Source organism: Acinetobacter sp. CAU_H_29a_1 (genome assembly GCF_058599505.1).
Genome location: NZ_CM178655.1, coordinates 2,747,025 through 2,764,864, shown reverse-complemented (window position 1 = coordinate 2,764,864; position 17,840 = coordinate 2,747,025). Strand labels below are relative to the sequence as shown.

The 17,840-nt window shown below is 40.9% G+C and carries 12 protein-coding genes, 2 pseudogenes and 1 other annotated feature; of the genes and pseudogenes, 11 read left to right on the top strand and 3 right to left on the bottom strand.

All coding sequences use genetic code 11. From position 1 onward, the window contains the following. Positions 1-66: 66 nt before the first annotated feature. The 3 genes from ssb (at position 67) to AC4MDD_RS13930 (ending at position 5,545) form a co-directional block, all read left to right on the top strand. On the top strand, positions 67-393 hold the full coding sequence (gene ssb / locus AC4MDD_RS13940; RefSeq protein WP_491881889.1) for a single-stranded DNA-binding protein: 327 nt from the start codon (positions 67-69) through the stop codon (positions 391-393). A 2,325-nt stretch (positions 394-2,718) separates the two neighbouring features. Then, the gene (locus AC4MDD_RS13935) at positions 2,719-3,864 is read left to right on the top strand and encodes a phage integrase central domain-containing protein (RefSeq protein ID WP_178927756.1); all 1,146 of its coding nucleotides are present in this window, start codon (positions 2,719-2,721) and stop codon (positions 3,862-3,864) included. 337 nt (positions 3,865-4,201) lie between these two features. After that, positions 4,202-5,545, top strand: coding sequence for an aspartate aminotransferase family protein (locus tag AC4MDD_RS13930; protein WP_096911423.1), 1,344 nt, complete (start codon positions 4,202-4,204; stop codon positions 5,543-5,545). 68 nt (positions 5,546-5,613) lie between these two features. On the opposite strand, the gene qhpR is transcribed toward AC4MDD_RS13930, so the two are convergent. Continuing rightward, positions 5,614-6,648 (bottom strand): AraC-like transcriptional regulator QhpR, encoded by a 1,035-nt coding sequence (gene qhpR / locus AC4MDD_RS13925; RefSeq protein WP_491881888.1) that lies wholly within the window; start codon positions 6,646-6,648, stop codon positions 5,614-5,616. A gap of 98 nt (positions 6,649-6,746) precedes the next feature. Further along, the gene (locus AC4MDD_RS13920) at positions 6,747-7,751 is read right to left on the bottom strand and encodes a phosphotransferase enzyme family protein (protein ID WP_178927754.1); all 1,005 of its coding nucleotides are present in this window, start codon (positions 7,749-7,751) and stop codon (positions 6,747-6,749) included. 181 nt (positions 7,752-7,932) lie between these two features. Here AC4MDD_RS13920 and eat point away from each other — a divergent pair, with 181 nt between their 5' ends. The 5 genes and pseudogenes from eat to AC4MDD_RS13895 all read left to right on the top strand — a co-directional run. Continuing rightward, positions 7,933-9,354 carry an ethanolamine permease gene (gene eat, locus AC4MDD_RS13915; RefSeq protein ID WP_491881887.1) on the top strand — a complete coding sequence of 474 codons (1,422 nt, stop codon included), beginning with the start codon at positions 7,933-7,935 and terminating at the stop codon, positions 9,352-9,354. A 333-nt stretch (positions 9,355-9,687) separates the two neighbouring features. Next, entirely contained in the window at positions 9,688-10,194 is a 507-nt protein-coding gene (locus AC4MDD_RS13910; protein WP_491881886.1) for a hypothetical protein, read from the top strand. Beyond that, positions 10,169-10,911: pseudogene (locus tag AC4MDD_RS13905) on the top strand (IS3 family transposase); the annotation flags it as partial. The gene AC4MDD_RS13910 and the pseudogene AC4MDD_RS13905, both read left to right, overlap by 26 nt. Beyond that, positions 10,444-10,560, top strand: a sequence feature (AL1L pseudoknot). It overlaps the preceding pseudogene by 117 nt. Before the next feature lie 504 nt (positions 10,912-11,415). Beyond that, a complete protein-coding gene (ltrA, locus tag AC4MDD_RS13900) occupies positions 11,416-12,657 on the top strand; it encodes a group II intron reverse transcriptase/maturase (RefSeq protein ID WP_004826931.1) in 1,242 nt (413 codons plus the stop codon). 79 nt (positions 12,658-12,736) lie between these two features. Beyond that, positions 12,737-13,222: pseudogene (locus AC4MDD_RS13895) on the top strand (IS3 family transposase); the annotation flags it as partial. 302 nt (positions 13,223-13,524) lie between these two features. On the opposite strand, the gene rarD reads toward AC4MDD_RS13895, so the two are convergent. Continuing rightward, entirely contained in the window at positions 13,525-14,430 is a 906-nt protein-coding gene (rarD, locus tag AC4MDD_RS13890; RefSeq protein WP_491881885.1) for an EamA family transporter RarD, read from the bottom strand. 108 nt (positions 14,431-14,538) lie between these two features. On the opposite strand from rarD, the gene AC4MDD_RS13885 reads away from it, so the two are divergent. The 3 genes from AC4MDD_RS13885 to AC4MDD_RS13875 all read left to right on the top strand — a co-directional run bounded on the left by AC4MDD_RS13885 (position 14,539) and on the right by AC4MDD_RS13875 (position 17,839). After that, positions 14,539-15,000, top strand: a complete 462-nt coding sequence (locus AC4MDD_RS13885; protein ID WP_125275109.1) for an Lrp/AsnC family transcriptional regulator — start codon at positions 14,539-14,541, stop codon at positions 14,998-15,000. Positions 15,001-15,295: 295 nt separating this feature from the next. Then, positions 15,296-16,117 (top strand): hypothetical protein, encoded by an 822-nt coding sequence (locus tag AC4MDD_RS13880; RefSeq protein WP_317113535.1) that lies wholly within the window; start codon positions 15,296-15,298, stop codon positions 16,115-16,117. Positions 16,118-16,186: 69 nt separating this feature from the next. Then, entirely contained in the window at positions 16,187-17,839 is a 1,653-nt protein-coding gene (locus tag AC4MDD_RS13875) for a nitrite/sulfite reductase (protein WP_491881884.1), read from the top strand. The last annotated feature ends 1 nt before the right edge of the window (position 17,840 follow it).

The following is a 17,840-nucleotide window of genomic DNA, read 5'->3' as shown; positions in this document are numbered from 1 at the left end:
TGCCCACGTTGCCCATGTTGCCCCTACAAAATTGACATTCTGAGAAAATTAGAGAGATTTAAGCCAATGCCAAACGTAAACAAAGTAACTGTGATGGGTGTATTAGGCCGTGACCCTGAAACTAAACAATTTCCCAACGGTGGCAGCGTTACAACATTCAGCGTTGCAACTACCGAGTTTTGGAAAGACAAGACCACAGGCGAGCGCAAAGAGGCCACAGAATGGCACAGAATCGCCACTAGCAACCGTTTAGCCGAGATTGCGAGCAAGTACCTCAAGAAAGGCGGAAAGGTTTATATCGAAGGCTCATTGCGTACAAGGAAGTGGAAAGACAGTAAAGGAACGGATCGGGAAATAACCGAGATTCGAGCCGATGAGCTGCAATTGCTTTAATCGAAGCTCCCTAAATATGGGGAGCTTTTTTATTGGCTGAATGGTCAAGATAACCATGCAGATTCAACTATCACGGAAATCGTGACAATAGAATAAACAGCTTTAGATCGGTGCAGTCTAATTAGATTAAAAGCATCTCTTTCATAGGGTGAGTTTTGCAAAAAATCATTTCTTCCATAGGGTTTGTTTCGCAAAAGCATTTCTTTCATAGGATTGTTTCGCAAATTGAAGAAATAGAGTGATTGCACCCCCTATTTTGTATAGCTACGTAAAGAATTTCTTGTGTTACAGCACCACATTAAAAAGACTATGAAAACCATGCTCAAAACTAAGCACAGCAAGGTTTACGCCGTTTTTGAGGAATACCTATCTTGTATCACTACGTATCACAAATATCAGGTTTTATAAGGTTTAATCGTTGGGTTTTGCTGGGTTCTAATTTCAAGTTTTATCAGGTTCAAAGGTTAAGTTTTGTTAGGTTCAATCTATCAGTGACGGCTAACCAGTCGGGGGGGAGCTGATAAGTTGAGGGATGACATAAAGCGGATACCACTCCCAACCGCACCAGCAAAAAAAATTCTGTTTTAGCTAATAAGTTAAAGTTGTTAAAGTTAAAAAATCACTACAAAGGCTTATATATAAAGGATTTACCTAGTTGTGAGCCGATTTTCAAAAGTTAAAATAATGTTAAAGGTACTTACTATTGCTTACAGCTACGGCGTTCTAAATGTCAGGTTTTGTCAGGTTGTGAACTTAGGATTACTTAGGATTTACGCTGCTTGCAATGTTAAGTTTTGATAAGTCAGAGCAGTAAACGGAAAGTAGTATTTTGTAGTAGTCCAAACCATAACAATTGATAACAGCATGGCATTTTTGAATAACAAGTTTTAACAGGTTTACCTTTTTTAAAGCAGTCCGAAAAACTGAAGTTTTATGAAGTCCTAATATTAGGTTTTATAAGGTTCTATTCTCTTTTAAAGCAGTCCGCAAAACTAACATTTACTAACAGTATGACGGCGCAAAATTGCGCTGGCTAAATCCATGTTTTAAAAGCAAAGCTCAAAATTGAGCAACGGTATTCACTGGACGAAAACTTGACCACACTTCAAACGCGACCAAGTGAGTAACTTAAAGTAACTCAGTCAACAAAACGCGCGCGCGCGCGAGGGATGGGCGGAAATGTGGTTTTAAGGCTTAAAATCCCAATAGAATTACAGCATGATTATTCGTGCGGTTTACTGCTACAAATAGCCTGAACATAGGACTACCCCCCACTGGGGGATATAAGCAAAATTGCGTTGGCTAACCTGAGTTTTCCGTAGTAGTGATGAACTACGAAACTTTCGTACAGTCATACAGTGTGGTCATGGTCAAGATGACCACCCCGATACAGGATTTCCTGTACTGATACCGATAGCGGATTTCCATTATCGCTATGCCCATGCTCAAAAGTGAGCAACGGCATTCAGCCAGCGCAAAATTGCGTTCAGTGGGTGCGTCCAAATATGGACAGACCTCAAAAGTGAGTTTTGCGCGTGACTATCGGTCACTCACAAAGATAACCCCAGCTTTGGGGGAATCCCTTAACTACCTTTAAAGTGTAGTAGCGGATCGGGAACATTTACCCCACTGGGGGATATGCTCAAATTTGAGCGCATCTAAACAACCTAGCTACTTAATCAACCACTTGGACGGCTAAGTTAATTTAGGATTACGTTATCGTTTCGGCAACCACCGAAACCCATGCAAGTGAGTAGCTCAAAGATACTCAGTGAGTAACTGAGTTACTTAAAGTCACTCAGTCCAACATGCCTGATCTTATGGGAAAGCCTGCAACATACCAACTCACAGTGGGTAAGATTCTAAATCTAATCCTACCTTAGCCACCAATAAGATGAGCAGATCGAATATTTAGTTTTTCGCTCCACCAAAAGGAGGAAGCCAAATAACGAGCCTCATAATTCGATCCGCTAAAAGGAGTGTTTTTAACTCCTGAGTTTGTCACCCAACATGGCAACTAAACTCAGGGAAATGGCCTAGCAACAGATAATCTGTACACTGTGGTGTACACTGAGATTTTTGTATAAATATTAAATTACATAAAACAGCTATTTAGCAAATTTGTTCAATTGACGCCACCCCAAAATTCTTTCCGAAGTAGTCCATCGGAATATAAAAAAGCCTTTAAACTCAATGTTTAAGGGCTTTTTTATTGGCTGTATTGTCCGATACTGTCCTAAGCGATTTGACCCTATTTTTGCTTTGTGTGGGTAAAAATTGGCAAAATTTACCCAGAAATTAACACAACAAATTCTGGTTAAAGATATGTCACTCACAGATGCAGAATGTAGAAAAGCTCAACCGAAAGACAAGCAATATCGTCTATCAGATTCACATGGTTTATCGCTGATTATTACGACTAAAGGTCAGAAGTATTGGAATGTCCGCTATACTGTTCATGGGCAGCGTCAATCTGAGTCACTAGGACCATACCCAGAACTTAGTTTGAAAAAAGCTAGAGAAATGGCTTATGAACTTAAGTATAAACATTCAAAATCAGTACTTCATGAGGACATAAAGCCTTTCTTTAAAGAAGTAGCTGAAGATTGGTTTGAGAATCAGAAAGAAACGTGGTCCCCGAAGCACATTAGCAATGTCAGAGCATCTCTAGATGAATTGTATCTTTCATTAGAAAATAAGCGTATTAATCAGATTCAAGCACCTGAAATTTTACAGATCATAAAAAAGATTGAGGCAAGAGGCTCACTTGAAGTAGCCAAACGTACCTTATCTCGCTGTGGCATGGTCATGAAGTACGCTATTGCACACGGCTATCGCTACGATAATCCTGCAGGTGATTTGGTCTATGCACTAAAAAATAAGCGTGTGAAAAATTTAGCATCATTACCTGCTTCAGATATGCCTGAATTTCTAAGAAAAGTTAGAGCTTATCCAAGTGATGCTCAGACACATCATGCCATCATTTTAATTATGCTGACTGGTGTTCGAGTCAGTGAGTTACTACAAGCACATTGGGATGAATTTGATTTGGAAGGGCGTAAGTGGGATATTCCTGAAGACCGCATGAAGAACCGATTGCCACATCGTGTGCCATTGACGGACATGATGATTGAGGAACTGAAAGCTTTAAGACTTACTCATAATCAGGAACTGCTATTTCCACATCGTTTAAATAATAAAGAGCCTATGCGTAGTGAATCGATCTTAGCTGTGATTAAGCGTTCAGGTTATGTAGGACGAATGACTACACATGGGTTCAGATCATTATTTAGTACTGTCGTGAATGAGTCCAATTTATTTAACCCAGATGCCATTGAACGCCAGCTTGCCCACGTGCCACAGAACAGAATCCGCTCAGCCTATAACCGTGCGCAATATTGGGATGAGCGGGTAAGGTTGATGGAATGGTACGGGGAGCAAGTAAAAAATTGGATGAGTATTGCTAAATAGCTCAAAGTTCAGTTTGTATGTTGATAAATGAACATTACTAATATAGAGCCTGTAAATAAATTTCAGTAGTTTTATCATTTATTAGGGATGATGGAATTCAATTTTATTTTTTGTCAGGCTTCTTTAGCGAATTCATTTAAAGACTATTTATTCACTTTTTATAGTAAAAGTGCTCAGATAGATATCCTATCGCTCGTATTGTGAAGAAATTATCTTATAAGATTTGACTTCAAAAATTACATATCGCGCTCTAAAGTCAAGTCTTTAAAATGAGCACTGTGCAATATAAAAATCATTCAAATGCACTAAAAAACAGTTTGTGAGAGAGGAATAGTAGATGAATACACGATCTACCATTATGGATACCAATAGCTTCCGTGCTGAGCATGCGAGTGCACTAGATTCTGAAACCCGAAAACTGACCGATCGACGTAGTCAAAATTTAGGCGAATCTTACCGCCTGTTTTATCGAAACCCTGTGCATCTCGTAAAAGGTCAAGGGCAGTATCTTTGGGATGCCGCAGGCAATCAATATTTGGATGCTTATAACAATGTTGCCAGTATTGGGCATTGTCATCCTGCGGTCATCAATGCTGTCAATGAACAAATGCAGATGTTAAATACACATACTCGTTATTTACATGAGCGCATTTTAGATTATACCGACGAGCTTTTAGCGACCACACCGACTGAAATTAACAAAGCCATGTATATGTGTACGGGTTCTGAGGCGAATGATTTGGCTATTCGTATTGCCCGTGAATACAGTGGTGGTACGGGCATTATTGTGTCTCAAGAAGCCTATCATGGTACTAGTGATCTTACTTCGGGCTGTTCGCCTGCGCTTGGTACAGGACAGACCTTAGCTGCTACAACTCGTTTGGTGTCAGCACCTGATCAATATCGTTTTGAGGGCGAAGATTTAGGTGACTGGTTCGCCGCGCAAATTCAAGCACAAATTGATGATATGAATGCCAATGGCATTAAGTTTGCGGGCTTCTTAGCCGATTCCATTTTTTCATCAGATGGGGTAATGCCAAATCCTATTGGTTTCCTGAAAAAAGCAGTGGATGTAGTGCATGCCAATGGTGGTATTTTCATTGCTGATGAAGTACAGCCTGGTTTTGCTCGTACAGGCGATTCTTTTTGGGGTTTTGGGCGTCATGGTGTGGTGCCCGACATCATTACCACAGGCAAGCCTATGGGCAATGGTATTCCAGTATCAGGTTTACTCGCGAAAGATCATGTGTTGTCTGCCTTTAGTCAAAAAATCCCTTATTTCAATACCTTTGGGGGGAATCCTGTGGCGATGGCAGCGGCGCAGGCCGTGCTGAAAACTATTCAAGAAGAAGAGTTACAAGCCCATAGTCAGCGCCTTGGTGGTCTACTTTTGACAGAATTGCGTAAGCTGATGGAAAAGTATGACTGTGTTGGTGATGTGCGTGGTGCTGGTTTATTTATTGGTTTCGAATTGGTACAAGATCGTTTCACCAAAATGCCTGATAAAGCTCTGGCACTGGATTTGATTGAAGAATTGCGTAATACGCATCGTGTGCTGACCTCTGTTGCGGGACCATATGGCAATGTCTTGAAGTTACGTCCACCATTGGTGTTCCAAGAAAAGGATATTGATTGGTTGGTTGGAGCGTTGGATCAAGCCTTAAGTAAACTGCAAAAATAAACTTAAATGTCATACATATTTAACCCCGCTCAATGAGCGGGGTTTCTTTTTTATTGATGTCTTACCACTTAATGTCGTAATTGGCGTGGTGTACAGCCAAACCAACGCTTGAATGCACGGGAAAAGGCACTGACTTCGGAATAGCCTAATAAAAATGCTACTTCAGAAATCGGTAAATTCTTCTGTTGAATATAGTGTTTGGCCAGTTCATAACGAACTTGATCAATTAGTTGAGTAAAGGTGATGTCGTGTGATTTTAAGCGCCGTGATAAGGTACATGGACTCATATGTAAATCTAGTGCAACTTTTTCCAAGTTGGGTTCACCATGAATCAAATCTTGCTGAATGTGTGCACGGACTTGATTGGTTAAACTTTGTGACTGCGATTGCGTATTCAGAATTTTTAAAGTGTCGAGCATCATGGTGAGCAGCAACGGGTCTGACTGTGGCATTGCGGTTTTAAGGTCTGATTTGGCAATCAAAATTGAATTGAATGGCTGATCAAAAAACACTGATGCATTAAACAGTTTACTGTGTTCTTGCCAAAACTCGGGACGTGGGTGTTCAAAATGAATTTCGCGTGGTGAATAGTGTATGCCCAAGACTTCACGAATTACATTCATAAACATGCCCACTGTGAGTTCGGCATCTTGTCGTCGCGATAAAATTGCACCATGCTGGACTTGGTAGTCGAAACGATAGGCATCATTGACTTCAACCATACGGCATAAAGTATCTTTTTGATGCAGATTAAAATGTGAGGTCATGTTCTTTAATGCATCTTCCAGCGATGCTGAACATAAACCAATATAGCCAATCAGTCCTAAAGCTTTGGGATGAAATTGCTGTCCATAATGCAGTCCGAAATTATCGCAATGTGATAGTTTTGCGGATTGTTCCAAGACTTCGCAATAATTGGTGAGTTGCAAACTGAGGGTGGGGCTGAGCAATAATTCAGGATTAATACCACTGATCCCAAAAATGCGATCGACATCGGCACCTTTCTGCAGAATAAAGTCACTTAGGCCTGTCGCGGCAGCTGATAAAATGCCTTGGTTGCTGATGTCTTGAGCGTTGATGGAGAGAGGATTAAATTGAATCATGCATAGCCTCTTTTAATACAGAACCGATATTGTTCTAAATTAAGCAAGAGCTATGCCATTCAATGCTTTACGGTTTGGTTCTGCCTACAGGTATTTTTTTATATACCTGCTGGAATTTGGTTGTTAAGATATTTTTTGCAAAGTCGCACAGTTTCATCCGACCATTGCGCTCCCAAACTTTTGGCCATGTCGGTATAGGCATGTGAACCGAACCAAGCCATCAATTGGATTCTACGTTGCATAATAAAGGTGGGAACCAACGCATACTCTTCTGCACTCACATGCCCAATTTTTTCATAACCATTCAACCATTGTTCGACCCACTTGGGTGCAGCAGTATAGTGTTCATTAAAACTAATTGCTGCAGCTAAGTCATGCATAAACCAGCCCATGCCGCAGTCGTCAAAATCAATCACACCCACCTTTTTTTCATTCAACAACAGATTGGTAAGTCTGAGGTCAGCATGGATCAGCCCATAGTGATCTTTGGACTTCCCAAATTGATTTAGCTCGGTGGCAACACGGCAAATTGCCTCATCAATCACGGCATGATCTACCGATTTTAACTGTGGGGCATGACGCCAGTCACCCCAATGTCCATCGGCAAAAACCATACTTTCATGATCCCAAACAATACGTTGGAAGTCGGCTGGCATCTCCCATGTTTTACTGTGCAGGTGCAGTTGTGCTGTGATTTCACCCAACTGCTTAAAATCACATGGATCGACATTATCTGCTGTAGGCATTACACCTTTCACCCAATGAAAGAGCACTGCATGCCTTGAAATATCTGGACTGAGTGCCAATGTTTGGACTTTATCTCCATGACAGTCGGCAATGGCAATCGGCACCGCGATGCCATGCGCATTTAACGCATCTAACCATGCTAGTTCACTTTCGATTTGTTGTTTGGAATGATAATTGGGACGATGAATGCGTAGTGCATATTGTTGTTGAGCGGTTTTCACAACAAAGGTGGCATTTTCAGATTGGCAGAGTAATTTGATCTCGCCTTGATAGCATGCTGGATAGGTTTGCATGGCTTTTTTTGCCAATTCGTAGAGTTGTTGAATGCTTAAATATTCATTTTGTTGGACGCTCATGTTGTACTCCTTTTCATGCTGATCTTGGGTGCGGAGTCCCAGACTTTGAGCTGATCTTATAAAAGAAAAAAAAGAGCAACTTGACTTCAAGCGACTATGCTCATGATTTATTGTCAAGTTTAAAGCCGATATTTCACCGATATTAAAGTGGTCGAATTTGGTGAAAAGGTGATCGAGCATCATGAAAAATGAAATGATAATGACGGAGAGTGTCGCAGATAACACCGAATATTTTGCCCAACGCCAACTGAAAAAGGGTGCCGTCGGTTGGTTACTGTTGGTGGGGTTAGGGGTGTCTTATGTGATTTCGGGTGACTTCGCAGGTTGGAATTTTGGTATTGCGCAAGGTGGTTGGGGCGGATTATTTGTTGCTACGATTGTAGTGGCATTTATGTATCTATGCATGAGCTTGTCGATGTCAGAAATGTCGACCATGCTGCCAACAGCAGGCGGGGGCTATAGTTTTGCGAGAGTGGCGTTTGGGCAATTTGGTGGTTATCTTACAGGGACTGCAATTCTGATTGAATATGCAGTCGCACCTGCCGCAATTGCTGTTTTTATTGGCAATTATTGTGAAGCTTTATTTGGCATAGGTGGCTGGCCGATTTATCTGTTTTGCTATGTGTTTTTCATGGCAATTCATTTAAAAGGTGCAGGTGAGGCTCTGAAAATAATGTTTGGCATTACCGCAATTGCTTGTGTGGCGCTGTTGGTGTTTATAGTGGCAATGGTTCCACACTTTAATGCTGCCAATTTATTTAATATTGCAGTAATGCCAAATACTGCGGGGGCGAGTTCATTTTTGCCTCTCGGTTACATGGGCATTTGGGCTGCTGTCCCGTTTGCAATCTGGTTTTTCCTTGCAGTTGAGGGCGTGCCTTTGGCTGCTGAAGAAGCCAAAGATCCAGTCAAATCTTTACCACGTGGTTTAATTGGTTCAATGTTGATTCTGGCTGCATTTGCCCTGCTGATTTTGTTTTTAAGTGCTGGTGCGATGGGTGCAGAGCAAGTGAAAAACTCAGGAGCACCATTGGTTGATGCATTAATTGCAGTCTATGGACAGCATTCATGGATTGCCAGTTTTGTGAATTTTGTGGGATTAGCAGGTTTAGTAGCAAGCTTCTTCTCGATTATTTATGCTTATTCGCGTCAAGTGTTTGCCCTATCGCGTGCGGGTTATTTACCGAAAATATTATCGCTCACCAATAATAAACATGCGCCGAAATGGGCGATTGTGATTCCTGGGGGAATTGGCTTTGTATTGTCATTAACGGGTGAAGGAGATTTGCTGATTTTGATTGCGGTGTTTGGTGCCACCATTTCTTATGTGTTGATGATGATGTCGCATATTAAATTGCGTTTTTCCCGTCCAGATTTAGCACGACCATATAAAACACCCGGCGGCATCGTCACTTCAAGTATTGCATTGGTTTTGGCCTGTGCTGCAGTGGTTGCTGGTTTAATGGTTAATCCAAAAGTATGGTGTTTGGCAGCACTAATTTATGGTTTATTCATTCTGTATTATCTGCTGTATAGCAGACATCATCTAGTGGAAGGCACGCCTGAACAAGAGTTTGCATCTATTGAAATCAGAGATGAATAGTTGAGTGAAATTTACCTAATTTTTAAGAATATCAAGCCCATTTTTAATGGGCTTGATATTCTTAAATGCTCATTAAATTATTTATGGATTGATTCAACGACATTAGCTGTTTGTAAAAACCAGCGAATGTAACAGCATAAATTCCAAGTAGTAATTGCAATCCGTAGTAAAAATCTATGGAGTAATTCTTTGGTTATAGGCGGCATGTACTATTGTGGGCAAATCGATTTTACATTGTTTCAATAAATTCGGAGTCATTTTTCGATTAATTTTCCTTTTATAATCAGAAATTAGAGATTAAATTATAACGAAACGAAATGGTTTTATTACGCTATGCTGAAACATAAACGCTATCAGGTTGATGCTAGCCATCAGATCATTAATGATATTTCGAAAATTTCTGAAATACTGGGGCACTTGTCTTTAGGTGATGTTAATGACTCAAAACATCAACAATATATTTCAATTCATCCCTCAACTCAGAATCTAAAACAATTGTTCTTAAAGTTTGGTGTTAGAGTTTCAAATAAAAATGTTGCCACATTTCTTGAAAAAATGAGCAATTGGAAACTTACAAATTTTGATGACTTTTTAGAAGCTGCAAGAATTATTGCTAATCGTGATCATCTTCTATTTAAGCAAGTTGAGGTTCCTTATCAAGTTGCACATCGGGGCTTTTCGCAGATGTCTAGAATGAATAATAGTTCACCTGATTTTAGTGGTATTTTTCAAGTGTTAGACAAGCAAGATTATCATCCATTAATTGAACCGTACCAGGTTTGTCGGAGAGTCAATATTCTGAGAGACTATCCCGATGACAAAATTAAAATATACCCCTGAAATCAGAGAAAGAGCGGTTCAATTACTAATTGAATCTGAAAAAGATTATCCTTCTACTTGGGCAGCAATCACAGCTATTGCTCCTAAGATTGGTTGTACTCCTGAAACATTGCGTGTTTGGTATTTAAAGCATATGGATCAACTAAATCCTGCCAAAGTACAACAGATATCTGACCAAGAAAAAATGAAGCAAATGGAACGTGAAATTAAAGAATTAAAGCGTGCCAATGAAATTCTACGTAAAGCAGCCGCTTTTTTCGCCCAGGCGGAGCTCGACCGCCCATACAAATAATGGTGGATTTTATCCATAACAATAAAGATCGATATGCTGTTGAAGCGATTTGTAGAATTTTACCGATCGCAGCTTCAACCTATTACCGAACTTTAGATCTCGCTGACAATCCAGAACATCGAGCGAAACGAGATCTACATGATGAGCATCATGCTGAACAAATTAAACGAATTTGGAAGGAAAGTTCAGGTCGATATGGTGTACGTAAAGTTTGGCAAAAATTGAAACGTGAGGGTTATGTTATTGCACGTTGTACAGTTGCTCGATTGATGCAAAAGCTAGGTATACAAGGTGTTTGGCGTGGTAAGAATAAACAAACCACATGTAGTAGAGATGATCAAAAAAGAGCACCTGACTTGGTGAAACGGAATTTTAGAGCTGATCAGCCTAATCACTTGTGGGTTGCTGACTTTAGTGTGCCGCAGCAAGCGGCGTAAGAGATGAGGGTATGGCCCCTCGCTATCGGCTTGCAGGAGCAGGTAGCAAACCACCATAAGCGGCTTGGATCAAAAGTCCCGGTCGTGAGCGTTATGGAAAAGGTATCGTAGAGATGTCAGGTAAGAATTAGGAAGGCGAACAACAGTGAACTGCCGTTCAAGTGTCGAAAGTACTCAAATGACATCAAAACCGGGGATGGAAGTTACCCCGCGATTAGTTTGGCCGTTACCTGCTTACGGGCCATTCGGTGTCCGGCGTAGAGGCAGCGCGATCCTAATTCAGGCTCTTACGTTGAACTGCGGGAACCTTCGGTGGCGATGTCAAGCGAAAGGCACAAGCTCAAAAGGCAAGGCTGATAATAGCAATGCGTCACCAAGGGGCGGAGCAACTCGTAGTAGTGTTGAAGTTACTGTAATGGTAATGGAGCGAAGGGGTTGCATTATCCAGGTCTACGGATTTGTCAACTGTGCAAGCAGGAGGAGCAAAACTTTATGACCAAACCATTTAATATTCCTAAAGCGTTAATTTGGGAGGCATTTAAAAAAGTCAAAGAGAATGGTGGCGCTCCAGGCGTTGATCATGAATCTATTGAGCAATTCGAAAAGCATTTAAAGAACAACCTATACAAACTATGGAATCGACTTTGTTCTGGCAGTTATTTTCCACCGCCAGTTAAGGCTGTTCCGATTCCAAAGAAGTCAGGTGGCGTGCGTATACTAGGTATTCCAACAGTTGCAGATCGAGTCGCGCAAACAGCAGTTAAGCTCTTATTAGAGCCGAAAATTGATCCATTATTTCATCCAAACTCATATGGATATCGTCCGGGGCGTTCTGCCCATGATGCAATTGCGATAGTGAGGAGACGAAGTTGGGATTATGACTGGGTTGTGGAATTTGATATCAAAGGTCTCTTTGATAACATCGACCATGATTTACTCATGCGTGCACTCAAGAAACACTGTGAAATTCCATGGATTCTTTTATATGTGCAACGTTGGTTAAAAGCACCAATGCAACACATAAATGGCCATCTTTTAGAAAGGAATCGCGGCACACCACAAGGTGGTGTTGTGAGTCCTTTATTGGCGAATTTATTTATGCATTATGCTTTTGATATGTGGATTACGAAACATCTTCAAAGTGTACGGTTCTGCCGTTATGCAGATGATGGCGTAATTCATTGTCGGAGTTTATCTCAAGCCAAACTTGTTTTACAAAAGATCGATGCACGATTTCGTGAATGTGGTCTCGAATTGCATCCAGACAAGACAAAGATTGTTTATTGCCAAGATATTAATCGTCGTAAAGCATATCCCGATGTTCAATTTACTTTTCTCGGGTACACGTTTAGGCCCCGTAAGGCTGTGGACAAGTATAAAAGAGTTTATGTAAATTTCTCTCCTGCAGTCAGTCGTGATGCACTTAAAGCAATGCGACAGACTATTCGGAAATGGCATCTACATCTGATGTGTAATCGCGAATTAAGTGATTTATCTGCAATATTCAATCCAATTCTTCAAGGTTGGCAGCAATACTATGGTCGATTCCATGGTTCAGCAATGTCAGCGATCTGGCAACACATGAATGCTTATCTTATACGCTGGATGAGGCGTAAGTATAAAAACTTGGCCCGTCATAAAAGACGGGCTAGATATGCCTTAGGGCGACTTGCGCGTGATTTTCCAAATGCCTTTGTGCACTGGAAAATGGGATGTTTACCATCGGTTGGATAATGGGAGCCGGATGAGCTGAGAGGTTCATGTCCGGTTCTGCGAGGGGCTAAGGGTGAAATTCCCTTGGTCTACTCACCCGTATATTCAAACAAATTCAGGCTGGGTATATACCGCATTTGTTATTGATGTGTTCTCACGAGCAATTGTTGGATGGAAAGTATCTACACGGATGAATACAGATATGGTGCTTGATGCATTAGAACAAGCATTGCATGATCGAGGTATGCCAAAGAATGTGATTCATCATTCAGATAGAGGTGTTCAATATCTTTCTATTCGCTATACCAATCGTTTAGAAGCAGCAAATTTACGAGCATCAGTCGGTACAACTGGTGATTCATACGATAATGCTCTGGCTGAAACGGTGAATGGCTTATACAAAACAGAGGTGATTGAATATTTAAAAGCAGATTGGCAAGGTTTAGCGGATGTACAACTTGCGACATTAAATTGGGTAGATTGGTTCAACAAAAAGCGTGTACACAGTGCACTGGGTTATGTATCGCCTTTTGAGTTTGAAGCAATGTACTATGATAAGATTAATCCGTTAGGTCAGGTGGCCTAACTTAAATAAAAAAGCCTCCGACAAACCCGGTACGGTTCAGTATTGCCTTCAAGGCAGATTTGCATAGCCAACCTGCAATCAATTTTTCCAGCTTATTGAATAGTATTGTGAGGCAGCATCATCATTTAAAAGGTTCACTGTAATTCACTCTATGTCGTTTTAAATATGAATTGCCAGCACGTAACTCGCGGAGTCAAATAGCCATTTAAATACAATCAGATAGTCAGTTCTCGATTCAGCACCAAAACATGTCTAGACGGCTAAATTTGAGTAATCTAGAGTAAAATATGCATAAAAAATGCCTATGTCGCTAATTTACGATTCTTTTTAAAGCTGCGTAATCCTTCCAGCATGAGGGTAAAAACTGCGAGCCAAATGGCGATATAGGTTGGCCATTCTGCTGAAGTAATGCTTTCCCCTAAGGCGATTGAAACGGCCACTAACAATATCGGTTCAACATAAACCAACAGTCCAAACAGGCTTAAGTTTAAATGCGGGGCAGACAAGGACTGAAATGCCAAAGCCAGTGCACTGATTAGTCCAAGTCCTGAAATGAGCCAAAGCGTATGTGAGCTTTCAGATAGGCTTTCTGTGACGATACTGCCTTGCATGATAAAGAAAATACAAACAGGGAGGCTCAACATCATGTCAAACCAAAGTCCGCCTATATTATTCGTCTCCGTTTTTTGTCTGAGCCAAAAATAGATTGGATAGCCTAAGCAAATCAGCAGAGTGGGCCAACTCAGTGTTTGAGAAATCGCCAAGAGGTTCAAGATCCCCAGCACTGCAAAAATACAGGACAGTTGCTGAAAGCGTGACATTCGCTCTTTAAAGGCAATCCGACCGACAATCACCATGCTAATCGGCATCATAAAATAACCGAGTGAAACATCCAGTCCATAGCCATGACTGGGTGCCCACATAAATAGCCACAACTGAATCCCAATTAAAAACGAAGATAAAATTCGCGTTAAAAAGAAAAAGCGCTCTTGGTAGAAGCGGCGATAAATAACAACCACTTGAGACCAATTGCCTTTGAGCCAAATAAAAAGTGTTAGACATGGAATAGTCAATACAATGCGCCAGCCGTATATTTCTGTACCCGCCAACGTGCCCAAAAGTGAGGTATAGGCAAACATTAAAGCAAATAATACCGAGGCCGTGACATTTAAGCTAATGCCAAGTGCTGTATTGGGATGCGTAGACATAGGTGGTTCTAAAACTGTATGTATAGATGCTATTTTATTGCAATACTCTTGATAAAATAGCTTGTAATCATTAGCTTGAATGAGAAAATTTCTCGTAGGACGCTACTCATGCAATTGGATAAATTTGATTTCGCTTTATTGGAGCATTTGCAAAAAGATTGCTTAACGCCACTTCGAGAATTGGCAGATTTAGTTCATTTATCAACGGCCTCGGTACAACGTCGCATTCAAAAATTAAGAGACAGTGGCTATATTATTGGTAATACCGCGGTGCTTGATCCAGACAAATTGGGACAAGTGATTACGATTTTTGTCGAGGTTCGCGTCAACCAAACCCACGTGACAGACCTTGAGGAGTTGAAAGCAAGTTTTTCAATTCCAGAAGTACAGCAGTGCTATTACGTAACAGGTGAGGCGGATTTTATGTTGGTACTTTTGGTGCCAAGTATGAGTCGGTTTCAAGCCTTATGTGATCAGCTTTTTCATCATAATGCCAATGTGCAATGGTTTAAAACCACTGTTGTGTTAGAGCGTATCAAAACAACTTTAGAGGTGTCTTGTCAGCCCTAAATTTTGTTTTCATTTCTATCTTCCACTTTAGATTCAATGGCTAAACAGTCAGCTTGAAATAGGAAAAGAGAAGAGTAGTTTCTGAATTTTTAGGGACTCAAAATAACGCCATGATAGGATTGCCTTCTATTTATATAACGAATTTATTTTTCTAATTTTTATGGTTTTGTGTCCATAAAACTTGAGAAGACGGCATGCTGTTATAGTTTTTTCAAGCCTTACTGTAGCTACTCATCCACACCAAACTAGCTGAAAATTTGACTCAAGAAGGGATCACAATCTTGATGGTGGCGTAATGTTTATAACACAGCAACTAAATACAATTTCTGAATTGGTTGAGGGGCAGGGTCTATCAGACCAACTGCAACATCTACTTGCGCAGCAGTATTTAAACTTAGAAGCGACTTTGTTACGTGCTAAAGTTTTACGTGATTTTTCAAGCGCTAAAGTTCAGTATATTGTGCAGTCTGCCATTCAAGCAGAACATGCCGAGGTCGCATTTTTATTTGCGCCTTTTATCTTGGCAAATTTGAACCATCCTGTGATTTATAGCAGCCCTGCAACGCCAACCGTACTCAATATCCTCAATCGTTACTATCAAGCAGAGCAAAAACAAAACCTAAAAATAGATGATGTGCTTGAGGCACTCAATGTTTATTTAGATTTGAGTGATAGCATATTCAATGATGTCGATTTTTTCTATTTTTCATTGATCAAAGCACTATGTCGAACTGATGTCTCTCAGATTTTTTTGGTGACATCATTAGCGCTCAATACACAAAAACTTGCGGAGCTGGAACAGTTTTTTAAAATCAAAATTAATTATATTTCTACCCATCCACAAGATGCCATCATCGACAGTAGGGAATGGAATATGCGGAAATTGTTCTTTAAAAACAAAGATCAGCAATATATCGATTTATGTGAAAAATTCGCCACATTGAATGCGCAGTTACTGTTGAGTTATGGCAGTTATAACCAGCAGCAAGCGACCCAGTTGGTTGAAGATATGTTCTATGCCGAGCATATTTATGAAAAGTTATCGGTCTATGCCGAGTATATGCAGACCTGTCTACAACATGGCGTGTCCCGAAAGCAGGCGACTTTCTTCGCCTAACTTGCATTTTTGATCTCCCATTCAAAACAGCTTTTCTTTCATATTGATGCATATACCTAGGTCATCCCCATGTTTTTATATACAGACTTTGATCAAAATTTATTGAATGAACGTGTCGCACAGTTTCGCGACCAAACCCAGCGTTATTTAGAGGGAAAACTGACTGAAGAAGAATACCGTCCCTTACGCTTACAAAATGGTTTGTATGTTCAACGCTATGCACCCATGCTACGTTTGGCAGTGCCTTATGGCTTAATGAACTCAGTACAATTGCGTAAGGTGGCTGAGGTTGCGCAGAAGTATGACCGTGGTTATGCGCACATTTCTACACGTCAAAATATTCAACTGAATTGGCCGCAGCTTGCAGATGTCCCAGATATTTTGCAGGAACTCGCTACGGTACACATGCATTCTATTCAGACCAGTGGCAACTGTATTCGAAACACCACGACAGACCAGTATGCAGGTGTCGTTGAAGAGGAGCTCACAGACCCGCGTCCCACCTGTGAACTGATTCGCCAGTGGAGTACCTTCCATCCTGAGTTTTCATTCCTTCCACGTAAATTTAAAATTGCGGTTTGTGCACACCCTGAACAAGACCGTGCTGCCACGACTTTTCATGATGTTGGGGTCTATCTGGTTAAAAATGAGACTGGAGAGTTGGGTTATCAAATTAAAGTCGGTGGTGGACTTGGGCGCACCCCTTTAGCGGGACATGTCATTAAACCATTTTTAGCCCGTGAAGATTTAATTGCTTATTTAGATGCCATCATGCGCGTATATAACTTGCATGGTCGCCGTGATAATAAATACAAAGCGCGTATTAAAATTTTAGTGAAAGCCCTCACTCCAGCGGGCTTTGCGGAAAAAGTTGAAGCTGAGTTTGCACATACTCAAACACTGCTCAAAGTTCAGCCTAGTGTTTTAGCGCAAATGGATGCAGTATTTCGACCGTTTGCCTATGAATCTTTAGATGCGGAAAATTTTGAGGCGTTGTTCCAACAGTATCCGAAGTTTAAACACTGGTTCAATATCAATACCCAAGCACATAAAGTCACGGGCTACCGCATAGTCACAATCAGCTTAAAACGGGCGGGTGTAGCACCGGGGGATATGACTTCCGATGAAATGCGTTTAATTGCAGATTTGGCTGACCAATATACCTTTGGTGAGCTGCGAACCACGCATGAGCAAAATATTGCCTTAACCGATATACGTCAAAAGGATCTGTTTGAACTGTGGCAAGTCTTAGATCGTGGCAATTTGGCTCGTGCGCATATTGGCTTTCTGACTGACATGATTTGCTGTCCAGGTGGCGATTTTTGCTCCTTGGCAAATGCCAAATCTATTCCGGTGTATGAAGCGATTGTTCGCCGTTTTGATGATTTGGATGCTTTATATCAGTTAGGCAAGGTCGATTTGAACATTTCAGGCTGTATGAATGCGTGTGGACACCACCATGTCGGCAATATTGGCATTCTAGGTGTCGATAAAAAAGGCGCTGAATATTACCAAATTAGTTTAGGCGGTAACTCAGATCATGATGCATCCATCGGTGATATTTTAGGACCATCATTTCCTGCAGAAGATATTCCCGATGTGCTTGAAGAAATTCTGAATACTTATGTGGATTTGCGTTTGGAGCATGAATCTTTTTTAGAAACCTACAAACGTGTCTCGATCCAGCCGTTTAAAGAGCGGGCTTATGCGGACATAAATTGAG

Bases quoted from the DNA above. Each gene is read 5' to 3' on its own strand.
- ssb (WP_491881889.1), top strand. From the start codon at position 67: ATGCCAAACGTAAACAAAGTAACTGTGATGGGTGTATTAGGCCGTGAC.
- AC4MDD_RS13935 (WP_178927756.1), top strand. From the start codon at position 2,719: ATGTCACTCACAGATGCAGAATGTAGAAAAGCTCAACCGAAAGACAAG.
- AC4MDD_RS13930 (WP_096911423.1), top strand. From the start codon at position 4,202: ATGAATACACGATCTACCATTATGGATACCAATAGCTTCCGTGCTGAG.
- qhpR (WP_491881888.1), bottom strand. From the start codon at position 6,648: ATGATTCAATTTAATCCTCTCTCCATCAACGCTCAAGACATCAGCAAC.
- AC4MDD_RS13920 (WP_178927754.1), bottom strand. From the start codon at position 7,751: ATGAGCGTCCAACAAAATGAATATTTAAGCATTCAACAACTCTACGAA.
- eat (WP_491881887.1), top strand. From the start codon at position 7,933: ATGAAAAATGAAATGATAATGACGGAGAGTGTCGCAGATAACACCGAA.
- AC4MDD_RS13910 (WP_491881886.1), top strand. From the start codon at position 9,688: ATGCTGAAACATAAACGCTATCAGGTTGATGCTAGCCATCAGATCATT.
- ltrA (WP_004826931.1), top strand. From the start codon at position 11,416: ATGACCAAACCATTTAATATTCCTAAAGCGTTAATTTGGGAGGCATTT.
- rarD (WP_491881885.1), bottom strand. From the start codon at position 14,430: ATGTCTACGCATCCCAATACAGCACTTGGCATTAGCTTAAATGTCACG.
- AC4MDD_RS13885 (WP_125275109.1), top strand. From the start codon at position 14,539: ATGCAATTGGATAAATTTGATTTCGCTTTATTGGAGCATTTGCAAAAA.
- AC4MDD_RS13880 (WP_317113535.1), top strand. From the start codon at position 15,296: ATGTTTATAACACAGCAACTAAATACAATTTCTGAATTGGTTGAGGGG.
- AC4MDD_RS13875 (WP_491881884.1), top strand. From the start codon at position 16,187: ATGTTTTTATATACAGACTTTGATCAAAATTTATTGAATGAACGTGTC.